Annotated in this window: 1 rRNA gene; it reads right to left on the reverse strand. The window is 52.6% G+C overall.

The window, feature by feature from the left end:
- Positions 1-2,799, reverse strand: a 23S ribosomal RNA gene (locus OC597_RS26585); the annotation flags it as partial.
- Between the last annotated feature and the right edge of the window lie 58 nt (positions 2,800-2,857).

Genomic DNA, 2,857 nt, shown 5'->3' on the forward strand with positions numbered 1-2,857 from the left:
CCCCAGGGAAGACTCATCTCGAGGCAAGTTTCGCGCTTAGATGCTTTCAGCGCTTATCTTTTCCGCACTTAGCTACCGGGCAATGCCATTGGCATGACAACCCGAACACCAGTGGTGCGTTCACTCCGGTCCTCTCGTACTAGGAGCAACCCCTCTCAATCTTCCAACGCCCACGGCAGATAGGGACCGAACTGTCTCACGACGTTCTAAACCCAGCTCGCGTACCACTTTAAATGGCGAACAGCCATACCCTTGGGACCTACTTCAGCCCCAGGATGTGATGAGCCGACATCGAGGTGCCAAACACCGCCGTCGATATGAACTCTTGGGCGGTATCAGCCTGTTATCCCCGGAGTACCTTTTATCCGTTGAGCGATGGCCCTTCCATTCAGAACCACCGGATCACTAAGACCTACTTTCGTACCTGCTCGAGCCGTCACTCTCGCAGTCAAGCTAGCTTATGCCTTTGCACTAACCTCACGATGTCCGACCGTGATTAGCTAACCTTCGTGCTCCTCCGTTACTCTTTGGGAGGAGACCGCCCCAGTCAAACTACCCACCAGACACTGTCCTCACCCCGGATCACGGGGCCGAGTTAGAACATCAAACATTAAAGGGTGGTATTTCAAGGTTGGCTCCACGCAGACTGGCGTCCACGCTTCAAAGCCTCCCACCTATCCTACACATCAAGGCTCAATGTTCAGTGTCAAGCTATAGTAAAGGTTCACGGGGTCTTTCCGTCTTGCCGCGGGTACACTGCATCTTCACAGCGAGTTCAATTTCACTGAGTCTCGGGTGGAGACAGCCTGGCCATCATTACGCCATTCGTGCAGGTCGGAACTTACCCGACAAGGAATTTCGCTACCTTAGGACCGTTATAGTTACGGCCGCCGTTTACTGGGGCTTCGATCAAGAGCTTCGCCTTGCGGCTGACCCCATCAATTAACCTTCCAGCACCGGGCAGGCGTCACACCGTATACGTCCACTTTCGTGTTTGCACAGTGCTGTGTTTTTATTAAACAGTTGCAGCCAGCTGGTATCTGCGACTGGCTTCAGCTCCGAGAGCAAGTCTCTTCACCTACGCGCCAGCGTGCCTTCTCCCGAAGTTACGGCACCATTTTGCCTAGTTCCTTCACCCGAGTTCTCTCAAGCGCCTTGGTATTCTCTACCTGACCACCTGTGTCGGTTTGGGGTACGATTTGATGTTACCTGATGCTTAGAGGCTTTTCCTGGAAGCTTGGCATCAACTACTTCTGCACCGTAGTGCATCGTCATCACGCCTCAGGGTTGAATAAGTAACCGGATTTACCAAGTCACTCCCCCTACACGCTTAAACCGGGACAACCGTCGCCCGGCTAGCCTAGCCTTCTCCGTCCCCCCTTCGCAGTAACACCGAGTACAGGAATATTAACCTGTTTCCCATCGACTACGCCTTTCGGCCTCGCCTTAGGGGTCGACTCACCCTGCCCCGATTAACGTTGGACAGGAACCCTTGGTCTTCCGGCGAGCGGGTTTTTCACCCGCTTTATCGTTACTTATGTCAGCATTCGCACTTCTGATACCTCCAGCAACCCTCACAGGCCACCTTCAACGGCTTACAGAACGCTCCCCTACCCAACAACGCCTAAGCGTCGCTGCCGCAGCTTCGGTGCATGGTTTAGCCCCGTTACATCTTCCGCGCAGGCCGACTCGACCAGTGAGCTATTACGCTTTCTTTAAATGATGGCTGCTTCTAAGCCAACATCCTGGCTGTCTATGCCTTCCCACATCGTTTCCCACTTAACCATGACTTTGGGACCTTAGCTGGCGGTCTGGGTTGTTTCCCTCTTCACGACGGACGTTAGCACCCGCCGTGTGTCTCCCGTGATAACATTCTTCGGTATTCGGAGTTTGCATCGGTTTGGTAAGCCGGGATGGCCCCCTAGCCGAAACAGTGCTCTACCCCCGAAGATGAGTTCACGAGGCGCTACCTAAATAGCTTTCGGGGAGAACCAGCTATCTCCCGGTTTGATTGGCCTTTCACCCCCAGCCACAAGTCATCCGCTAATTTTTCAACATTAGTCGGTTCGGTCCTCCAGTTAGTGTTACCCAACCTTCAACCTGCCCATGGCTAGATCACCGGGTTTCGGGTCTATACCTTGCAACTATTCGCCCAGTTAAGACTCGGTTTCCCTACGGCTCCCCTATACGGTTAACCTTGCTACAAAATATAAGTCGCTGACCCATTATACAAAAGGTACGCAGTCACCCAACTAGTAGGCTCCCACTGCTTGTACGTACACGGTTTCAGGTTCTATTTCACTCCCCTCGCCGGGGTTCTTTTCGCCTTTCCCTCACGGTACTGGTTCACTATCGGTCAGTCAGGAGTATTTAGCCTTGGAGGATGGTCCCCCCATATTCAGACAGGATGTCACGTGTCCCGCCCTACTCATCGAACTCACAATTAATGCATTTTAGTGTACGGGACTATCACCCTTTACTGTGCGACTTTCCAGACGCTTCCACTAACACAAGAACTGATTCAGGTTCTGGGCTCCTCCCCGTTCGCTCGCCGCTACTGGGGGAATCTCGGTTGATTTCTTTTCCTCGGGGTACTTAGATGTTTCAGTTCCCCCGGTTCGCCTCATACGACTATGTATTCATCGTATGATAGTGCAACGAATTGCACTGGGTTTCCCCATTCGGGTATCGCCGGTTATAACGGTTTATATCACCTTACCGACGCTTATCGCAGATTAACACGCCCTTCATCGCCTCTGACTGCCTAGGCATCCACCGTGTACGCTTAGTCACTTAACCTCACAACCCAAAAGTGTTTCCACCTTCGTGCTGCTACATTTGAGAGACTCTATGACAG

The sequence above is a fragment of the Serratia proteamaculans genome (assembly GCF_946227095.1).
GTDB lineage: Bacteria > Pseudomonadota > Gammaproteobacteria > Enterobacterales > Enterobacteriaceae > Serratia > Serratia proteamaculans_E.